The organism is Agrobacterium sp. rho-13.3 (genome assembly GCF_033957765.2).
Classification (GTDB): Bacteria; Pseudomonadota; Alphaproteobacteria; order Rhizobiales; family Rhizobiaceae; genus Agrobacterium.
Window position 1 is genome coordinate 92,337 of sequence record NZ_CP192774.1, and the last position, 19,748, is coordinate 112,084.

Annotated in this window: 15 protein-coding genes and 1 tRNA gene; 7 read left to right on the top strand and 9 right to left on the bottom strand. The window is 57.0% G+C overall.

What is annotated here, in order from left to right; all coding sequences use genetic code 11:
* Positions 1-2 precede the first annotated feature (2 nt).
* The 5 genes from RMR16_RS00465 to RMR16_RS00485 form a co-directional block, all read right to left on the bottom strand.
* Positions 3-1,007 carry an ABC transporter permease gene (locus tag RMR16_RS00465; RefSeq protein WP_320201328.1) on the bottom strand — a complete coding sequence of 335 codons (1,005 nt, stop codon included), beginning with the start codon at positions 1,005-1,007 and terminating at the stop codon, positions 3-5.
* A 2-nt stretch (positions 1,008-1,009) separates the two neighbouring features.
* Positions 1,010-2,011, bottom strand: a complete 1,002-nt coding sequence (locus tag RMR16_RS00470; RefSeq protein WP_320201274.1) for an ABC transporter permease — start codon at positions 2,009-2,011, stop codon at positions 1,010-1,012.
* Between the two features lie 13 nt (positions 2,012-2,024).
* Positions 2,025-3,554: a sugar ABC transporter ATP-binding protein gene (locus RMR16_RS00475; protein ID WP_320201329.1), complete on the bottom strand. Its 1,530-nt coding sequence runs from the start codon at positions 3,552-3,554 to the stop codon at positions 2,025-2,027.
* A gap of 236 nt (positions 3,555-3,790) precedes the next feature.
* On the bottom strand, positions 3,791-4,801 hold the full coding sequence (rhaS, locus tag RMR16_RS00480; RefSeq protein WP_320201275.1) for a rhamnose ABC transporter substrate-binding protein: 1,011 nt from the start codon (positions 4,799-4,801) through the stop codon (positions 3,791-3,793).
* 47 nt (positions 4,802-4,848) lie between these two features.
* Positions 4,849-5,676 carry a DeoR/GlpR family DNA-binding transcription regulator gene (locus tag RMR16_RS00485; RefSeq protein ID WP_320201276.1) on the bottom strand — a complete coding sequence of 276 codons (828 nt, stop codon included), beginning with the start codon at positions 5,674-5,676 and terminating at the stop codon, positions 4,849-4,851.
* Positions 5,677-5,890: 214 nt separating this feature from the next.
* Here RMR16_RS00485 and RMR16_RS00490 point away from each other — a divergent pair, with 214 nt between their 5' ends.
* A complete protein-coding gene (locus RMR16_RS00490) occupies positions 5,891-7,987 on the top strand; it encodes a bifunctional rhamnulose-1-phosphate aldolase/short-chain dehydrogenase (protein WP_320201277.1) in 2,097 nt (698 codons plus the stop codon).
* Positions 7,988-8,002: 15 nt separating this feature from the next.
* On the opposite strand, the gene RMR16_RS00495 is transcribed toward RMR16_RS00490, so the two are convergent.
* Complete coding sequence (locus tag RMR16_RS00495; RefSeq protein ID WP_082453484.1) at positions 8,003-8,161, bottom strand: YqaE/Pmp3 family membrane protein; 159 nt, start codon at positions 8,159-8,161, stop codon at positions 8,003-8,005.
* 92 nt (positions 8,162-8,253) lie between these two features.
* Here RMR16_RS00495 and rhaI point away from each other — a divergent pair, with 92 nt between their 5' ends.
* Positions 8,254-9,546 (top strand): L-rhamnose catabolism isomerase, encoded by a 1,293-nt coding sequence (gene rhaI, locus RMR16_RS00500; RefSeq protein ID WP_320201278.1) that lies wholly within the window; start codon positions 8,254-8,256, stop codon positions 9,544-9,546.
* 690 nt (positions 9,547-10,236) lie between these two features.
* Here the strand turns inward: rhaI and RMR16_RS00505 are convergent.
* Both RMR16_RS00505 and RMR16_RS00510 read right to left on the bottom strand, forming a co-directional pair.
* Positions 10,237-10,312, bottom strand: a tRNA-Thr gene (locus tag RMR16_RS00505).
* A gap of 127 nt (positions 10,313-10,439) precedes the next feature.
* Positions 10,440-11,396, bottom strand: a complete 957-nt coding sequence (locus RMR16_RS00510) for an NAD(P)H-dependent flavin oxidoreductase (protein WP_320201279.1) — start codon at positions 11,394-11,396, stop codon at positions 10,440-10,442.
* Positions 11,397-11,649: 253 nt separating this feature from the next.
* Between RMR16_RS00510 and RMR16_RS00515 the strand changes: the two genes are divergently transcribed.
* Positions 11,650-12,810, top strand: a complete 1,161-nt coding sequence (locus tag RMR16_RS00515; protein WP_320201280.1) for a hypothetical protein — start codon at positions 11,650-11,652, stop codon at positions 12,808-12,810.
* A 223-nt stretch (positions 12,811-13,033) separates the two neighbouring features.
* On the opposite strand, the gene ppk2 is transcribed toward RMR16_RS00515, so the two are convergent.
* Positions 13,034-13,915 (bottom strand): polyphosphate kinase 2, encoded by an 882-nt coding sequence (gene ppk2 / locus RMR16_RS00520; RefSeq protein WP_320201281.1) that lies wholly within the window; start codon positions 13,913-13,915, stop codon positions 13,034-13,036.
* Between the two features lie 191 nt (positions 13,916-14,106).
* On the opposite strand from ppk2, the gene phoR reads away from it, so the two are divergent.
* From phoR to pstA, 4 genes are all read left to right on the top strand, one after another.
* On the top strand, positions 14,107-15,378 hold the full coding sequence (phoR, locus tag RMR16_RS00525) for a phosphate regulon sensor histidine kinase PhoR (protein ID WP_320201282.1): 1,272 nt from the start codon (positions 14,107-14,109) through the stop codon (positions 15,376-15,378).
* Between the two features lie 217 nt (positions 15,379-15,595).
* Complete coding sequence (locus RMR16_RS00530) at positions 15,596-16,630, top strand: substrate-binding domain-containing protein (protein ID WP_320201283.1); 1,035 nt, start codon at positions 15,596-15,598, stop codon at positions 16,628-16,630.
* Between the two features lie 248 nt (positions 16,631-16,878).
* The gene (pstC, locus tag RMR16_RS00535; RefSeq protein WP_320201284.1) at positions 16,879-18,363 is read left to right on the top strand and encodes a phosphate ABC transporter permease subunit PstC; all 1,485 of its coding nucleotides are present in this window, start codon (positions 16,879-16,881) and stop codon (positions 18,361-18,363) included.
* On the top strand, positions 18,360-19,682 hold the full coding sequence (gene pstA, locus RMR16_RS00540) for a phosphate ABC transporter permease PstA (protein WP_320201285.1): 1,323 nt from the start codon (positions 18,360-18,362) through the stop codon (positions 19,680-19,682). The genes pstC and pstA overlap by 4 nt, the downstream gene beginning before the upstream one ends.
* Positions 19,683-19,748 lie beyond the last annotated feature (66 nt).

Below are 19,748 nucleotides of genomic sequence, written 5' to 3' on the forward strand. Positions count from 1 at the left end.
GCTCAAGACCTCATAAGGCGAAGACGGCGAACGACGATTGGGATGGCAATCGTCACGATCAGCAACAGGCCGACGAAGATCGACATGACGATGCCGGGTACGTTGAGCAGGCCCAAGCCGAAGGTGACGAGGCCCATGACAAAGGCCGCGATGACCACACCCCCGATGGTGCCGGAGCCACCGAGGATCGACACACCACCCAACACCACCATCGTCACCACTTCCAGCTCCCAGCCTTGGGCGATGGAAGGGCGGGTGGAGCCGAGGCGCGAGGTGAGGCAGACGGCGGCGATACCGCTCATCAAGCCGGTTAGCAGGAAGAGGATGAACTTCACCTTCTCCACCGGAATGCCGGAAAAGCGTGCGGCAAACGGATTGGTGCCGATGACGAAGACCTGGCGGCCGAAGTTTGTCGCGTGCAGCAGGATGGCGAAAATCACCGCCATCACGACGAACAAGACAAATTCAAACGAGATGACCCAGAACACATAACCCTGGCCGAAATAGGCGAAGTCTTCGGGGTATTTGCCAAACGCCTGATCGCCCAAAACCAGATAGGAAATGCCACGAAACAGGCTCATGGTGCCGATCGTGACGACAATGGAAGGCAGCTTTAGCCCTGCCACCAGAAAGCCGTTGAACGCGCCGCAGGCAAGGCCGGTGCCGATGCCTATCGCAACGAGGCCCGGCGTGCCAACGCCCATCTGCACTGCATACCCCATGGCCGTCGAGGCCAGCGCGATGATGGCGGCGACCGAAAGATCGATTTCACCGGCAATGATCAGAAGTGCCATGGCGAAGGCGATCAGGGCTTTTTCGGTGAAATTGAAGGTGGCGTCCGAGAGGTTATAGGCATCGAGGAAATAGGGCGAGGCAAGCGAGTTGGCGATGAAGATGAGGATCGCAACGCCTAGAAGCAGTACTTCCCAGCTTGCCATGATGCGTTTGAACGGCGTGCCGAGCTTATCGGGAATGACGCGCGGTGTTGTGGTGTCCGGTGCGGTCATGCTCATGCAGAGACCTCCTTGGCGATATCGGTTGCCGCCCTGTCACGCAGGATGATGCGGCCCTTCTTGGCTTCGGCGCGGGCGTTGAAGACCACGGCCAGAACGATGACGATGCCGGAAATCGCCATCTGCGCGAAGGGCGAAATGCCGATGACGGGCAGGGCGTTTTTGATAACGCCGAGGAACAGCGCGCCAAGCACGGCACCCGCGACCGAGCCGATGCCGCCCGCGATGGAAATGCCGCCGATGACATTGGCCGCAACGCTGTCCAGTTCGAAACCGGAAGCGATATCCACATAGGCCACGGCGTAACGCGATACCCAGAGATAGCTGGCAAGACCCGCCAGTGCGCCAGACAGCACGAAGGCCAGAAACCTCGTGCGACCCACATCAATGCCGGCATAAACGGCGGCGCCAGGATTGCCGCCGGAAGCATAGGCCGAGCGCCCGAATGACGTTCTGCTCAGCACCAGCCATGCGCCTGCCACGATGATGATCGCGACCCATGAGAGTGCAGGCACTCCAAGGATTGGCGTACGAGGCACATTCAGGAATGTTGGTGACATCTGGTGCGCGTTGACCCAGCTTCCGCCCGACAGAACGAAGGCCATGCCGCGGTAAATAGTGAGTGTACCCAATGTCACGACAATCGGCGGAATGCGCAGCCACCAGACGAGAACGCCGTTGATGGAACCGAGAAACGCGCCGATAGCCACCGCCATGATGACCAGCAGGGGCAGGGGGACACCCGGAAGGGCGGCATTGGTCATGGCCACGGCCATGCCGGTGAAGGCAAGATTGGCGGCGACGGAAAGATCGATGGATTTCGTCAGGATCACCGCCATCTGGCCGAGCGCCAGAATGATGAGGATCGACGTATCATTGAAGATATTGACCAGATTACCCGGCTTTTCGAAACCGGGTGCGCGCAGCGAAAACCCGGCGATCATCAGCACGATAATGCCTGCCAGCAGCACTTCGCGATTTTTGAGAAAACGTTGCATGGTCTGGCCCTTTTTAAGCATTACCCGTGGCTGCTCGCACCAGCTTTTCCGGTGAAAAATCGGCCCGGGCAAATTCCCCGGCCATCAGCCCTTCGCGCATGACGATGGCGCGGTCGGACATGCCGAGAATTTCCGGCAGCTCGGATGAAATCATGATGATGGAAAGCCCCTCTGCCGCCAGTTCGCTGATGAAACCGTGGACGGCAGCTTTGGAGCCGATATCGATGCCCTTTGTCGGTTCATCCAGAATGATGACCTTGGGCTGTGTCGCCAGCCACTTGCCAATGACCACCTTCTGCTGATTGCCACCGGACAGCGTGCCGACCGGAACGGAAAGGGCGGCGGCGCGAAGATCAAGCCGAGAGGCATATTTGCGGGCAAGCGCGAATTCATTGGCCGCAGTCAGAAAGCCCTTGCGGGAGGTGCGCGCCAGCGACGGCAGCGACATGTTCTGGTAAATCGGCATGTCCAGCGCCAGCCCATGCCGTCCGCGCTCTTCCGGCACATAAACGATACCGGCGCGGATCGCATCTTCCGGGGAGCGAATGGTGAGCGGCTGACCATTCAGCGTTAGCGCACCGGAGGCCGGGCGGGTAATGCCGAACAGCGACTGGCAAAGCTCGGAACGTCCCGCACCAATCAGGCCGTAAAGGCCGAGAATTTCGCCCTTGCGCAGATCAAAGGAAATGTCGCGGAACTCGGTGTCGTGGCAATATTTCTGCACGGAAAGAACGGTGCTGCCGATGTTGACTGCCTGTTTGGGGAAGGCGTCCTTCACATCGCGACCGACCATCAGGCGCACGATCTCATCCTGCGGCGTTTGCGCAAGCTCTCCGGAACCGACCATTTTTCCGTCCCGGAAAACGGCGTAGTTTTCGGCAATTTCATAAACTTCATCGAACTTGTGGCTGATGAAGAGGATGGCTTTGCCTTGACGTTTCAGGTTTTCGACAATGCGGAATAGATCGTCGATTTCCTTGCGCGAAAGCGCAGCTGTCGGCTCATCCATAATGACGATGCGTGCCTCCACAGACAGCGCACGGGCAATGGCCACCAGATGCCGCTGTGCAATCGACAGGTCTTTAAGGCGGATCGTCGGGTCGATCTTGCTTTCCAGCCGCTCCAGCAGGGCGCGGGATTTTTCGTTGATGGTTTTCCAGTCGATCAGTCCGAAACGACCTTTTGGCGCATGGCCGAGGAATATGTTTTCGCCCACCGATAACTCATCGAACAGCACGGTTTCCTGATGAATGGCGGTGACGCCCGCGTCGATGGCATCCTGTGCGCTGTGGAAATGGACCGGCTGATCATCCAGCAGAATTTCGCCCTCGTTGGGGCGGTAAATGCCGGTGAGGATTTTGACGAGCGTGGATTTGCCAGCACCGTTTTCGCCGATCAAGGCCGTGACTTTGCCGGCATAAAGGCGGATGTTGACGCCATCCAGCGCTTTGACACCGGGGAATATCTGGCTGATGCCGCGCATTTCGAGAATGGGCGTGGAGCTCGCCAATACCTGTGCGTGAGGCGCTACCGCGTCGGTCATTTTTTCTACAGCCATCGTCATTTACTGCGAACCTGAGCGCTCGTGATTGAGCAAGAAGAACACCACACACTCGACGTCATCCTCGGGCTTGTCCCGAGGATCTACTCACGTTGAATAATCCGATACGTCGCAGATCCTCGGGACAAGCCCGAGGATGACGTCGAGTGTGTGGTTTAAGGCGAAGGGCTCCCGGCGACGGTCTTCAAAAGAACGATGCCGCCGGGAGAACCGTCAGATCAGAAAATCTTCGAGAACTGATCGATGTTCTTCGCGTCATAAACAAACGGATCGGCCATGGCCGCTTCGCTGTTTTCACCGACCTTGATCTTGCCCATGCGGCCCGCCGCAATGTCCGAACCCGGCTTGCCGTCGGTTTCACCCTTTACCAAACGATAGGCGATCTGGGTTGCGGAGTAGCCGAGGTCGATCGGGTTCCAGATGGCGAATTCCTTTGTCGCACCGGACTTGATGGCACCCGCCATTTCAGAGGGAAGGCCAAGGCCGGTGACAAAAACCTTGCCGATCTTGCCCGCATCCTTCACCGCCTGAGACGCCGCCAGCACACCAACGGTGGTCGGGGCTACGATGACCTTGACGTTTGGCTGCGAGGTCAACAGGCCCTGTGCTTCACGGTAGCTCTTGTCGGCCAAGTCATCCCCATAAACGGTGGTAACGAGATTGAGACCGGGGAAATCCTTCAGCTGCTTTTTCATCTCGTCGATCCAGATATTCTGGTTCGTGGAAGTGGTGGTGGCAGAGAGGATTGCAAAATCACCCTTGCCGCCGTCCAGATGCGCTGCGGCGAGTTGCAGGCACATCTTGCCGATCAGCGCGTTGGACGATGGGTTGAGCTGAAGAATGCGGCCTGCCGGTGCAACGCCACTGTCCCAGGAAATAACCTTTATGCCGCGCTGTGCAGCTTTTTTCAGCGCTGGAACAACGGCATCCGGGTCGTTGGCGGAGATGGCGATGGCATCCACGCCCTGCGCGATCAGCGAGTTGATGACTTCGATCTGGCCTTCCGCCGTGGTGCTGGTCGGGCCGGTGTAGATGATCTCGACGCCGCCGAGTTCCTTGGCCGCTTCCTGCGCGCCCTTGTTGGCGGCTTCAAAGAAGCCATTGCCGAGCGACTTGACGACGAGCGCGATCTTGATGTCTTTCGCCTGTGCCACGCCGCCAAAACCGGCAACGCCGATTGCAACGCTGAGTGCCAAAGCCTGGCTGAGTTTTCTGCGTGTAAGTTTCATGTCCCTTTTCCTCCCGTTATGAACATTATTTTCCCCTGCGGTGCTCCTCAAGCAACCGAAGCGGAACTCTCCCCATCCGGCGGTCGCTGCGTTTGCGCAGCCACGGCACCGGCAATCAATAATTGAACGCCTGCATTTTCCACCATGCGGGCCGCCTCATCTGAAATCCCCTCATCGGTGATGATGGTGGTGACGTTTTCCAGTGGGCATAAAATAAGGCTGGAGCGTTTGCGGAACTTCGAGGAATCGACCATCACGATCAGCTCTTCGGCTTGGCGCATCAGCTTCTGTTCGCTCTGGATGACCATTGCGTCCGATTCCATGATGCCGAGTGCACCGATGCCCTGTGCGCCCAGAAAAATGCGGCGCGCATAAAAATTGCGGATCGCATCATTTTCGAACGGCGACAGGATCAGGCTCTGGTCGCGATAGATCGCGCCGCCGGGAACGCTGACATTGCACTTGGAATGTTTGACCAGATGTTCGGCAATGGCGAAAGAATTGGTCATGACCTGCAAACGGCGGGCGGCCATGTAATGCACCATCTGAAACGTCGTGGTGCCGCCATTGAGGATAATGGCGTCACCATCCTCACAGAGATCAACGGCTTTGCGCGCGATTGCGCGTTTCTTATCGATATTGACCGATTCGGATACGCGGAAAGGCCGTGCGGCCAGATTGCCGAGCTGCGGAGGGTGGACAGCTTCTGCCCCGCCACGCACACGGCGCAACTTTCCCTGCACATGCAAAGACGCGATATCCCGGCGGATTGTCGCTTCGGACGCATCCGTCAGTTCGGCAATATCCTGCACCGTCACCACAGGTTTTTCCTGTATCGCGCTCAAGATTATGCGATGGCGTTCGCGTTCGTGCATGGTGTCCTCCTGATCGCAATTATTCGTAAACTCTTTACAATGTCAATCAAGAACGATCAAATTATTCTATGTTGCGGCGCACAATGAAAATTTATGATCGTTTATGATTGACATTGCGCTTTTGAATGCGCGATACCTGCGTGCAATGGGAGGCGGGTCAGCATTGCGGCCCGCGAGTGAAGCGCACGATAGTTAAGTAATGGGAGGAAACGTCATGACGGGCAAAACCCGCCTTCTCGATAATCGCTGGGATGATGCCTATGCGGCCAAGCTGGATGAACCCGGCAAGCTGCTGTATCGCTCCAACCTCTTGGGTGCGGACAAGCGCATCACCAATTACGGTGGCGGCAACACCTCCGCGAAAGTTCTGGAAACCGATCCGCTGACGGGCGAAAAAGTTCGCGTCATGTGGGTCAAAGGTTCCGGTGGCGATGTCGGCACCATCAAGCTTGACGGGTTTTCGACGCTCTATCTCGATAAGCTGGAAGCCCTGAAGGGCATCTATAAGGGTGTGGAAGACGAAGACCGCATGGTCGGTTTCCTTCCCCATTGCACATACAATCTCAATCCGCGCGCGGCCTCCATCGATACGCCGCTGCATGGTTTTGTGCCGTTCGCGCATGTCGATCACATGCACCCGGATGCGATCATCGCCATCGCGGCCTCCAAGAACTCCAAGGAACTGACTCAGAAGATTTTCGGTGCCGATATCGGCTGGCTGCCATGGCGCCGCCCCGGTTTCCAGTTGGGTCTGGATCTGGAAGCTTTCGTCAAGGCAAACCCGAATTCCAAGGGCGTCGTGCTGGAAAGCCACGGCCTGTTTACGTGGGATAATGATGCAAAGGCCTGCTACGAGCTGACGCTGGATATCATCAACAAGGCCATTGAGTGGTTTGCCGCGGAAACCCAAGGCAAGACGATTTTCGGCGGTGCCGTTGCCAAGAGCCTGAGCGTTGAAGAACGCCGCACCATTGCCGCCCGCCTGATGCCGGAAATCCGTGGCCGCATCGGTCGTGCGGAACGCAAACTCGGTCATTTCGATGATCAGGATGCGGTGCTGGAATTCGTCAATTCCAAGGAGTTGAAGCCGCTGGGCGCTCTCGGCACATCCTGCCCAGACCACTTCCTGCGCACCAAAATCCGCCCGCTGATCCTCGATCTCGACACGGCAAAGCCGGATGTCGATGCTGTCGTGGCCGGTCTGGACAAGGCGCTGGAAGATTACCGCGCCGATTACACCCGCTATTACGAAACCTGCAAGCACGACAATTCACCAAAAATCCGCGATCCGAACCCGGTGATTTTTCTCATTCCCGGCGTCGGCCTGCTGTCCTTCGCCAAGGACAAGGCAACGGCGCGCATTGCCGGTGAGTTTTACGTCAACGCCATCAACGTCATGCGCGGTGCATCCACCGTGTCCGAATATCAGGGCCTGCCGGAACAGGAAGCTTTCGATATCGAATATTGGTTGCTGGAAGAGGCAAAACTTCAGCGTATGCCAAAGCCGAAAAGCCTTGCGGGCCGCGTGGCCTTCATCACCGGCGGCGCTGGCGGTATTGGCCGTGCGACAGCGGAGCGATTGGCCAATGAAGGTGCTTGCGTTGTGCTGGCGGATATCGATGAAAGCGCGCTGGAAAGCACCAAAGTCGATTTCGAGAAGCGTTTCAGCGCCGATGCGGTTCGCACAGTCAAGCTTGATGTGACGAAAGAAGATGCCGTGCTGTCTGCCTTTGTGGAAGCGAGCGTCGAGTTTGGTGGCGTCGATATTCTGGTGTCCAATGCGGGCATCGCCTCGTCCGCGCCGGTGGAAGATACAACGCTGGCCATGTGGAACAAAAACATCGATATTCTGGCGACGGGTTATTTTCTCGTGTCACGAGAAGCCTTCCGCCTGTTCCGCCGTCAAAATCTGGGTGGCAATGTTGTCTTCGTGGCATCCAAAAACGGCTTGGCCTCATCGCCCAACGCTTCCGCCTATTGCACGGCGAAGGCTGCGGAAATCCATCTGGCCCGTTGCCTGGCACTGGAGGGCGCAGACGCCGGTATTCGCGTCAACACGGTCAACCCGGATGCGGTTCTGCGCGGTTCGAAAATCTGGAATGGCGAGTGGCGCGAACAGCGTGCGGCTTCTTCCAAGATCGAAATCGATGATCTGGAGGAGCATTACCGCAAGCGTTCCATGCTGAAGCTGAATGTCTTCCCGGAAGACATTGCCGAGGCGATCTACTTCCTCGCCTCGGATGTTTCGGCAAAATCAACTGGTAACATCATCAATGTCGATGCCGGAAACGCACAGAGTTTCACCCGCTAATCGCGGGTGAAAACCTTATCTGCGCAGGATGACCCAGATGGCGTGAATAATGCCGGGGATGTAACCGCACAGCGTCAATAGAATGTTTAGCCAGAACTGAAGGCCAAGCCCGACCTGCAGAAACACGCCGACTGGCGGCAGGAAAATGGCAAGAAGAATACGAATAACGTCCACGATTGAATGCCCCATCTGTTTGTTTGCACGCTCATAACGTGGGAAGTGCGCAATTGGTTTCAATCGGCTGGCAAAAGGAGAGGGAGGAAGACATGACGGAATTGAAAATTGCGGCAGATATCGTAACCCGCGAGAATGAGAAGCGCGCTACCGCCCATGCCGCTGACTACGATGCGCTCGGCGCAAATCTGGCCCGCCGCAATATCGATATTGAAGCCATAACAGTGCAGGCCTCGAAATTTTTCGTGGCCGTTCCCTCCTGGGGTGTTGGCACCGGCGGTACGCGCTTTGCCCGCTTTCCCGGCACGGGAGAGCCGCGCGGCATTTTCGACAAGCTGGACGATTGCTCCGTCATCAATCAGTTGACTTCGGCAACGCCGAATGTGTCGCTGCATATTCCGTGGGACAAGGAAGATCCGAAAAAGCTGAAAGCTCACGCCAATGCTCTGGGCCTCGGCTTCGATGCCATGAATTCCAACACGTTTTCGGATGCGCCTGATCAAAAGCATTCTTACAAATACGGCTCTCTCAGCCACGCCGATGCGGCAACACGCAGCCAGGCGGTGGACCACAACATCGAATGTATCGAAATCGGTAATGCCCTTGGCTCCAAGGCACTGACGGTGTGGGTTGGCGATGGCTCGAATTTCCCCGGCCAGAGCAATTTCACCAGAAGCTTCGAGCGTTATCTGGCCGGAATGGCGGAGATTTATAAGGCTCTGCCGGATGACTGGCGGCTGTTCTCCGAACATAAAATGTACGAACCGGCCTTCTATTCCACGGTCGTGCAGGATTGGGGCACGAACTATCTCATCGCCAATACGCTGGGTGAAAAAGCCTTCTGCCTCGTCGATCTTGGCCACCACGCGCCAAACACCAACATCGAAATGATCGTCGCCCGCCTCATTCAGTTCGGCAAACTCGGCGGCTTCCACTTCAATGACAGCAAATACGGCGATGACGATCTGGATGCAGGCTCCATCGATCCTTACCGTCTGTTCCTCGTGTTCAACGAGTTGGTGGATGCTGAATATCGCGGCGTCAAAGCCTTCCATCCAGCCCACATGATCGATCAGTCGCACAATGTGACGGACCCGATTGAAAGCCTGATCTCCAGCGCCAACGAAATCCGCCGCGCCTATGCGCAGGCGCTGCTCGTGGACCGCAAAGCGCTGGATGGTTTCCAGCAGGACAATGATGCGCTGATGGCATCCGATACGCTAAAACGCGCCTATCGCACCGATGTGGAGCCCATTCTGGCCGAAGCCCGCAAACGCGCAGGCGGTGCCATCGATCCTGTAGCGACCTACCGCGCCAGCGGTTACCGCGCGAAAGTCGCAGGCGAACGCCCCGCATCCAAAGGCGGCAGCGGCGGCATCATCTAACGCGAACGCGCACCAACATGGTCAAAACAGTTACGGCACTCCATCGCGGGTGCCGTAACTGTTTGATAACCAAATATGTCCCGCCGTAAAGAAATGTGTGCTCCGCCCCACCATCTCCACATTCAAGTCTATGGTTGCGTCACATGAGAAAGCCAATAGACAAAGCAGGCCTGATTTTCGTGGCGCTCCTATGCGTGCTGATCGGCATCGTTCTCAGCATCACATTGCTGAATAAAAACAATCAGTTTGCTCCACAAACGCAAGATGGATCATTGATCCCGCGGACCGTGCAGCCGCAGCAATAATTGCTTGTGGTATTGAGCGTCAGTCAGATGTCCCGGATAATGAAATACTCCATAGGGTCTTCACCTTTGGTGTGGTCCCCTTTTCGGAACTTTAATCCGGCGCGCCCCAAAGTTTTTGAAAGATTGACAGGGCAAAGGCACAAATCCATTCGACGCCAATCTTGATCAACAGGCCAGCGTGAAAAAGGGTTTTTGTCTTGCCACACCAGGTTATCTATTCCGACGAGTTTTATCAACTCGTCGGGCCGGCTATACCCAAGATTGCCATCGATCACTGCGTTACACATCTCATCCTCTGTGGTTTTAAATGAGCGACCAAGTATTCCATTCGCGGAGAAATTCGCGTGGTTTCATATGTGTTGGTTCTGTCAAGCATATGGAAAACTGGTGCCGCTTACAGGACTCGAACCTGTGACCCCATCATTACGAATGATGTGCTCTACCACCTGAGCTAAAGCGGCTTGCCAAGCGCGGATGTAAGTCGGCGCGGCGTTATGGCGGGCTGATACAGGCAATGGGGATGGATTTCAAGTCTTGAGTTTGGCTTTGACAAAAAATCCATCACCGTTTTCACGCCCGCCTTGGCCGTCACGCGCAGAGCTTGGCCTTGGCTACGGTATATTCCGACGCGAGGCGGTCGACGAGTGCCGATACAGGCTCGACTGCCTTCACCGCGCCCACGCCTTGGCCTGCACCCCAAATATCCTTCCAGGCTTTTGCGCCGGTGGCGGCGGCTGCGAAATCCATTTTGGATGGATCGGCTTCTGGCAGGTTCTCCGGGTCGAGACCCGCGGCGATGATCGAGGCTTTCATGTAATTGCCGTGAATGCCGGTGAAATAGTTGGAATAGATGATGTCGCCGGCTTGGGCGTCCACGATGGCTTGTTTGTAGGCATCGGTTGCCCGCGCTTCTTTCGTGGCGATGAAGGGAGAGCCGATATAGGCCATGTCCGCGCCCATCGCTTGAGCGGCAAGGATTGCGCCGCCATTGGCAATCGCACCGGCCAGAAGCAGCGGGCCGTCAAACCATTCGCGAATTTCCTGCACCAGCGCGAAGGGTGAGAGCGTGCCAGCATGGCCGCCTGCACCCGTGGCGACGGCAATCAGCCCGTCTGCGCCTTTGCGAATAGCGGAATTGGCGTGGCGGTTGTTGATGATGTCATGCAACACGATGCCGCCATAAGAATGGATTGCGGCATTCACCTCCGGCACGGCGCCGAGCGACGAGATGACAATTGGTACTTTATATTTGACGCAAAGGCCGAGATCATGCTCCAGCCGCTTGTTGGAAGTATGGACGATCTGGTTGACGGCAAAGGGTGCTGCCGGGCGCTCGGGGTTGGCCGCATTGTGGGCAGCAAGGTCTTCCGTCAACATCGCCAGCCATTCATCCAGCTGGCTTTCCGGGCGTGCATTCAGCGCTGGAAATGAACCCACGACGCCAGCTTTACACTGCGCCAGTGTCAGTTCCGGGTGAGAAATGATGAACAGCGGGGATGCGACCACCGGCAGTCGAAGATTGTCCCTGAGTACGGACGGCAGCATGTTTCCTCCCATGAGTGACGTTTACGCGCACGTAAGATGTAGCGAAGCCGCTTTGATATGGAAAGCGAAAAGAGCAGAGTTTTGCGGTTTCTCGCCATGTCCTTCGGGCTATATTATGGATGTTTTCCCCAAGCCATTCCGACATTTGCGCAAGACTTCCCTTGCGGTTGGTCGTGCTTGTCGTTACCGAATCGTAAATGAGCATGGCGTAATGCCCAAAACCTTTTTGCATGGCAAAGAATAAGGACCGGTAGTGAGCGGACTGGAAACGGCAATCAGAAATGCCCTCGATAAATCGGACCGATCAAGCGCCGAGGTTCGTGCACGCATTTACCAGTCTTCGCGCCAGGCGCTGGAAGCGGGTTTGCGCAAGCAGGGTGTCGATGATCCCAATGTCGTGGCGCAGCAGCGCCAGCGGCTGGAGGCGCTTATTCACGCCATCGAGGGTGAAGAGCGAAACCGCCTTCTGGATGTCGTGCAGGATCACGTTCGCCGTGAGGCTTCAAGAACGACCGCTCCGCCGCCGCCCACGCGGCCGGTGACACCGAGTGTTTCTGCGACGCGGGATGACGACGATTTCTCCGTGGATGCGGAGGTGCGCGGTGACACACAGGATGCATCCGCGCCTGCTCAGGATAACGGTGATTTTCGCGCAGACCGTGGGCCTGAAACCGTTGCTCCAAGACCGATTGGCGGCGCCGATGCCGCATCGCTTGCTTTCACGCCGGAACGAGCCGCAAAGGCGCGTCGCAAGAAAGGGCTTGTCGCCCGACTTTTCATTTATTTCACGCTGCTGGCATTTATCGGCTTTGGCGCGTGGTGGGTGTATAGTTCCGGTCTGCTTTTGACGCCGGAGCAGCGCGATACCGGCGTGCCAAACCCGCCACCGGAAGTGCAATCGGAAGATTTCACCGGGGCGGAAGCAAAGCCACAACCAAGTCTTGAGGCGGGTCGCGGCTTTTCCGATGCATGGGAAGAAATCTTCAATGCCGAGAGCGGCAGCGCGGCTCTCAAGGCCGGCTCCTCCGCCGGTTTGGAAGGGATTGCGACCCCTGCCGGAAAAGCAGTTCGTCTCACCTCCCGCAGCGCGGATGACGCAGGTAATATTGCGATTACCGTTCCCGCTGATGTCCTGCGCGAAATGGCTGGCAAATCCTCGACCATCGCCGTGACCCTGCAATCATCCAGCGACCGGCAGACCCAGCTTTCCATCAGTTGCGATTTCGGCAGCCTCGGCAATTGCTCACGCCATCGGTTTACGGCAACGCCGGAACGGGCGGATATGTTGATCAACGTCACCTTCAACCGCACGCTGGCACCCAACAGCCCTGGCCGCATTCTCATCAACAGCGATATCGATGGCAGTGGCCGCCCGGTTAATCTCTATTCTGCGCGGATTTTGCCGGGAGAGTGAGGGAACCGGAAGGTGAGGGTGGACGAGCGTACTCACCACGTTCCACCGTCATGCCGGGCTTGACCCGGCATCCAGTGACCGCGCGTCTGCGCGGTCGAAGGAGTCTTTCATGATCAAGGACTTGATCATGCTGGACCCCGGATCAAGTCCGAGGTGCCGGAGATTTGGGAGACGTTTTCGGATACAATAAACTCTCGAGAACGTTTGCTGGCCATAACTCCTGCTACTTCAAAAAATCCGGCCCAAACCCCAAAATCTTGTCATCAACGTCACCAATCACCTTCTTGTCCTTGCCGTCATAATCCAGCGATTTCAAAATGTGCTTGATGAGGTTGATGCGCGCCCGGCGTTTGTCATTGGCCCGCACCACCGTCCACGGTGCGTCGTCGATGTGGGTTTTTTCCAGCATCAGGTCACGCATGGCGGTGTAGTCGTCCCACTTGGTCAGGGCAGCAATGTCCATGTCGGAAAGTTTCCACGATTTCAGCAGGCTGTGCCGCCGGTCGTGAAAGCGGTCGATCTGGGTTTCCCGGCCGGTGTCCAGCCAGAATTTGAACAGATAGGTGCCTTCATGCACCACCATCTTTTCAAGGCGCGGTGTTTCTTTCAGAAAACGCTTGTGTTCCTCCGGCGTGCAGAACCCCATAACGGGTTCGACACCGGCGCGGTTGTACCAGGAACGGTCGAACAGCACGAACTCGCCCGCCGTTGGGAAATGCGAAATGTAGCGCTGGAAATACCATTGGCCGCGTTCGGTTTCCGTCGGTTTCGTCAACGCCACGACGCGGGCGGCGCGGGGGTTGAGATATTGCGTTACGACCGAAATCGCCCCGCCTTTTCCGGCAGCATCGCGGCCCTCGAAAACAGACATGACGCGCTTGCCGGTTGCCTGAAGCCAGAACTGAACCTTCACCAGCTCGACTTGCAACGCCTCAAGCGTCTTGTCATAGTCGTCGCGGTTCATCTTTTTGTCGTAGGGAAAGCCGCCAGCGGAAAGCTTCTTGTCTTCCACCCAGTCCGGCAAAACAGGATCATCGATGTTAAAGATGCGGGTCTTTCCGTCGATTTGAAGTTCAACCGAACGGTCCTTGGCGTTTTCGCTCATCGTCGCTCCCTGTGTTCTGCCGTCTGGTCTCCGGCGTTGTTTTGATCAGGTCATATGTCGTGCTGGATTTCAAGAAGGCGCATCCGGCAAGAAGTAGCTGTGGGAAAAGACATAGTGATGAATCTCTGTCATGAAAGAGGGATAAGAGGTTTCGTTGCGCCGATTGCGACGCACGAGGAAAGCGGATGGATATGGCAGTGACGGAAGGCGGCGGCACGTTGGGGCGGTATTTGCGGAATCTTCGCCGCAGTTGGCTGCCCATTCTGGTTGTTTCCATGCTTGCTGTTGCGGCACTTTCAGAATTGCGGACGCCTTATGTCCCGGTGGTCCTGTGGTTAAGCGCCGTGCTGGCCATTCTGGCGTTACGCTCTGGCACAGGTGCGAAAGCGCCGAAACAAGTCGCCGCCAAGGAGGATACGGATTCAGAGCAAACCGTCAGCGAAAGCATGATTGCCGGTGTAAGGGCCGGTCTTGCCGCTCTCGACACGCCGGTTTTTATTCTGGATCGCAATGCCAGCGTGCTGTTTGAAAACAGTGCCGCAGACCGTGCTTTCGGCACGCTTCCCGTCGGTTCGCATATTTCAGGCCGCTTGCGTTCGCCAGGATTGCTGGATGCCATTCGCGAAACCATCGCAACCGGCGAACCCAACCAGTTGGAACATTCAGAACGCCTGCCGTCTGAGCGTGTCTTCACCATGCGCATCGCGCCTGCCGCCGCTCAGGCCCAACCCAGCGCGCCACTCTATATCCTCTCCTTCCGCGATATTTCAGAGCTGCGCCGTCTGGACCGGATGCGCAGTGATTTCGTTGCCAATGCCAGCCATGAGCTGCGTACGCCGCTGGCCTCGCTGCGCGGTTTCATCGAAACCATGCAAGGCCCGGCGCGGGACGATCCGAAGGCGCGTGAGCGGTTTCTGGGCATCATGCTGGACCAGGCCACCCGCATGAGCCGCCTTGTGGACGATCTCATGTCGCTCTCGCGGCTGGAACTGCGCGCCAATATTGCCCCGGATCAGAAGGTCGATCTCGTGCCGCTTCTAGGGCATGTGCGCGATGCACTTCTGCCGCTGGCGGGAGACCTCGATATCGCCATCAATCTCCACATGCCGGAAGGTAAGGTGGAGGTGACCGGCGACCGGGACGAGCTTGTGCAGGTCTTCCAGAACCTTGTCGAAAATGCCTGCAAATACGGGCAGGATGGCAAAGTGGTGGACGTGTTTTTGCGCACTGAGGTGGGAAAACACGTTGAGGTCAGCATCGTGGACAAGGGGCCGGGCATTCCGGCAGAGCACGTTCCGCGTCTGACGGAGCGGTTTTACCGCGTCAGTGTGGCCGATAGCCGCTCCAAAAAAGGCACGGGGCTGGGCCTTGCCATCGTCAAACACATCCTCACCCGCCATCGCGCCCGGCTTCTCATTCGCTCGGAACTCGAGGTCGGAACTGACTTTACCGTGAGATTTTGACATAAAGCCATTTAGTAGATTGTTTGAAAATAAAAAAGACCAATAAAATCAATAGATTAATCTGTCACAAATACTTCATCAAAGTGACATAAAAGGGTGTGGCAAGACTGGGTATGAAGAGGCCGCCGGGGCAGCTCAGTTTTGGGCGATAGGGTAAAAAGCTCGATGCCGGCAGCGTCCACAAAAGCCCACCACGGGCCCCATACGGGAGAGTCACATGAATATTCTTAAGTTGTCCGCAGCAGCCCTGGTGGCTTCCGTTGCTTTTGCCGGTGCTGCCGCTGCTCGCGATCAGATCCAGGTTGCTGGTTCGTCCACCGTTCTGCCTTACGCAAAGATCGTTGCTGAAACCTTCGCTGAGACCTATCCCGATTTCAAGGCTCCGGTCGTTGAATCCGGCGGCACAGGCGGCGGCTTGAAGGCATTCTGCTCCGGCGTTGGCGAAGGCACCATCGACGTTGCCAATGCTTCGCGGAAGATCAAAGCTGATGAGCTTGCAGCGTGCAAGGCCACTGGCGTGACCGACGTTCAGGAAGTGAAGATCGGTTATGACGGCATCGTGTTTGCGATGGACAAGTCCAACAAGGACGTCAAGCTCGAGCCTAAGGACCTCTACCTCGGTCTCGCCGCTGAAGTTGTCAAAGACGGCAAGCTGGTTGCCAACCCTTACAAGAAGTGGTCGGAAATCAACAAGGAACTGCCGGACGTAACGATTGCAGCTTACATTCCTGGTTCCAAGCACGGCACACGCGAAGTCTTCGAAGAGAAGATCATGGCTGACGGCTGCAAGGAAGCTGGCGCGACGGACGCTCTCAAGACCCTCGTTCCCGACGCCAAGCAGGCTGCTGCAAAGTGCATCGCAGTCCGTAAGGATGGCGCTGCTGTTGATATCGACGGCGACTACAGCGAAACGCTTGCTCGCATCGACGCCAACAAGACCGGCCTCGGCGTCTTCGGTCTGGCGTTCTACGAAAACAACAAGGACAAGCTGAAGGTTGCGACCGTCAGCGGCGTTGTTCCTTCCACTGAAACCGTTGCAAGCGGCAAGTACCCGGTTTCTCGCCCACTGTTCTTCTACGTCAAGAAGGCACATGTCGGCGTTATTCCTGGTCTCAAGGAATATGTAGAGTTCTTCGTTTCTGACGAAATGATCGGCCCTGACTCTCCACTCGCAAACTACGGTCTGGTTGCTGCTCCAGAAGCAGAGCGCAAGGAAATCCGCGCCCAGTTCGAAAAGGGCGTTGGCCTTTAATTTTACCGGAAAGCGCGGCTTAACCGCCGCGCTTTCCACCCAACTTTCTGTTGGCAAGCCTTTGTGTGGGTTGACAGTTCCTATTTATCATATGACCAAGCCGCTGATAAATATGATGTATCAACCCGGAATACTTGAGCCGAAATAAGAAGACGGCACGTCCATGCCTAACACGCTGAAAGCCGTTTTCTTCTCTGAACGTGTCTGATACCCGCATCGCGCCTGTTGGTGCGCCAAGGAAAGTTTCCATGAACACATCCATCCTTTTGCTGATATTGGCGCTGATCGGCATTGCCAGCTATCTGCTCGGCTCGCGCCGCGCCGTGGCTTTGGCGGGCGGTCGTCCATCGTCCATGCACTCCCGTGCCGGTTATCATGGCTCCTATGTTCTGATCTGGGCTATCATCCCCTCGGCGCTCATTCTGGGCCTGTGGCTTGTTATCAGCCCGCTTATCGTCACATCGTCGGTGCGCAGCGGATTTCCCGATGAGATCAAGGCGCAGTCCGAAGCCCAGCAGAGCCTGAGCTATGGCATGGTCGGCTCGATTGCCCGCGGCCTTTCGCTTCTGACGCCGGATGAGTTCAAGCAGGCGAAAGCCGATCCCGCCGCGGTGCGTCCGCTGCTCGGCGCCAAGGGCGTTGCCATCGCGGGTGATCCTCAGCCCTACATGATCGAGGCGGCCGAAACGCTCAACGCGCTGACGACAGCCAGCCGTATCGGGATGATCCTTGTGGTGTTCGGTGCAGCAATCGGTGGCGCAGTTTATGCTCTGCGCGGCATTGCACCACGGTTTCGTGCACGCAATACGGTCGAGAAAGTTATTCTCGGCGCTCTGGTGCTGGCGTCGTCCATCGCCATTCTCACGACGGTCGGCATCGTCCTGTCGATGCTGTCGGAGGCGATCCAGTTCTTCAACATGGTGCCGGCCCACGAGTTTTTCTTTGGAACCGTCTGGGATCCGCGTTTTGCTGCGGCTGGTTCCACGGATAGCTCGGGTCAGTTCGGTCTTATTCCTCTGCTGGCTGGTACGCTCTACATCGGCTTCGTCGCCATGGTGGTTGCCGTTCCGGTGGGTCTGTTTTCGGCCATCTACATGGCGGAATATGCCACGCCGCGTTTCCGCTCTGTGGTAAAGCCGCTGCTGGAAGTGCTGGCCGGTATTCCAACCATCGTTTACGGCTTCTTCGCGCTCACCACCGTTGGCCCGTTCCTGCGGGATATCTCCGCGCAGATCAACGGTCTGGCCACGGGCGACTACTCCAACTTCATTCAGGCACAGAGCGTCATCACCGCCGGTTTCGTCATGGGCATCATGTTGATCCCTTACGTCTCCTCGCTGTCGGATGACATCATCACCGCTGTTCCTGGAGCGATGCGTGACGGTTCGCTTGGACTTGGTGCGACGCGATCGGAAACGATCAAAAAGGTCATCCTTCCCGCCGCCCTTCCTGGCATCGTGGGCGCTATTTTGATGACCGGTTCGCGCGCCATCGGTGAAACGATGATTGTGGTTCTGGCTGCCGGTGTTGCCGCCCGCCTGCAACTCAACCCGTTCGAGCCGATGACGACTGTGACCGTCAAGATCGTCAGCCAGCTGACGGGTGACCTTGAGTTCACCTCGCCACAGACACTGGTTGCCTTCGCGCTTGGCATCACACTCTTTGCCATCACGCTTTGCCTCAATATCTACGCGCTCTATATTGTGCGCAAATACCGGGAGCAGTACGAATGACCGACATCGTGACTTCGGGTATCAATGCCCCAGCCGCAACGAAGAAGGTCCGTCGCGATATCGGCATCAAGCGCCGCTACGCCGCCGAGCGCCGCTTCCGGACTTACGGACTTGCCGCGATTTCCTTCGGCCTGCTTTTCCTGGCCCTGCTTCTCTGGTCCGTCGTCGGCAAAGGCTATACGGCCTTCCAGCAGACCATGATTACGGTGCCGGTCGAGTTCTCCGAAAAGGTTATCGACCCCGATAACGTCCGCGCCCAGAACCCAGGCAAGCTGATGACGGCCAACTATCCCGTCATCGCCCGCAATGCCGTGGCAAAGGTGCTGGGTGTTTCGCCGGATAACCGCGATGGTCTGAAAGCTGTCAACGCCTTGATTTCGGACAGTGTCCGCACCCAGCTTCGCGACATCGTCGTGTCCGATCCATCCGTGATCGGCACCACACGCAACGTGTCCCTGCTCGCTGCGGGAGATATCGACAGCGCCGTCAAAGGCCAGGTCGATCTCTCCGTGAACGAGGCGAACCGCCGCGTTTCCGATCAGCAGCTTGGCTGGATGAAACAACTGACCGATAGTGGCCAGATGGCCAAACAGTTCAACACCGGCATCTTCTTCAACGGCGCATCCAGCCGTCCGGAAGCCGCAGGTGTGGGCGTGGCCCTCATCGGCTCCTTCTACATGATGCTCATCGTGCTGGTGTTGTCGCTGCCGATCGGTGTTGCCGCGTCCATCTATCTGGAAGAGTTCGCACCGAAGAACCGCCTGACGGATCTTATCGAGGTCAATATCAACAACCTCGCTGCCGTTCCGTCCATTGTTTATGGTCTGCTTGGCCTTTCGGTGTTCATCAACTTCATGGGCTTTCCGCGCTCGGCCTCGCTGGTGGGTGGTCTGGTTCTCACGCTGATGACGCTGCCCACCATCATCATCGCCACCCGCGCTGCCCTGAAGGCCGTGCCGCCATCCATCCGCGCCGCAGCCCTTGGCCTTGGCGCGTCGAAAATGCAGACGATTTTCCACCATGTGCTGCCGCTGGCCATGCCCGGTATTCTGACCGGCACCATCATCGGTCTGGCACATGCCCTTGGCGAAACCGCACCGCTGCTGCTCATCGGCATGGTGGCCTTCGTCGCGAATTATCCGACAACACCCATGGATCCATCCACGGCCTTGCCGGTCCAGATTTACATGTGGGCGAACGAAGCTGAGCGTGCCTTTGTTGAAAGAACCTCTGGCGCTATCATCATCCTGCTTATGTTCCTCATCGTCATGAATGTTGGCGCAATCCTGTTGCGTCGCCGCTTTGAACGGCGCTGGTAGAGCATCTCCACACACAGTGGAGATGGTTTTTCCGTTCGGAAATGCGACGAAACGCTCTAAGAAGGA